The sequence below is a fragment of the Endothiovibrio diazotrophicus genome, assembly GCF_054657215.1.
Map to the genome: position 1 here is coordinate 1 of NZ_BAAHXB010000350.1, position 298 is coordinate 298.

A 298-nucleotide genomic window follows, 5' to 3' on the forward strand; every position below is an offset into this window, starting at 1 on the left:
GTTATTCAAACGGGCGTCGGCTCGGCGTCGGCTTGGTGATGGGGCACGCGGTCTAATCGCCCATCCAGCGCCGTGCGGTCGGATTTTCTCCCTGTGGGAACGGCCCCAAGGTCGTCAATCCCTTTCGGCGAACACCTGCTCGATTGTTTCCGCGTCGAGAATGCGCTCCCCCCAGCGCTCCAGGATCTCCAGCGGGGCTTCGCCCAAGCGCTGGTCGACCCACTCAGGAAGAGGGCCGAAGCGCAACGAGAGCAGCCGTTTCAACAGCGCGATCTCACCCTCTCTGCGCCCTTCGGTG

1 protein-coding gene is annotated in these 298 nt (G+C 64.1%); it reads right to left on the reverse strand.

Translation table 11 applies throughout. From position 1 onward, the window contains the following. Positions 1 to 114: 114 nt before the first annotated feature. Positions 115 to 298 (reverse strand): DUF4351 domain-containing protein (locus ACYQ2W_RS26770; RefSeq protein ID WP_459874192.1); only part of this gene is annotated, 184 nt, incomplete at its 5' end.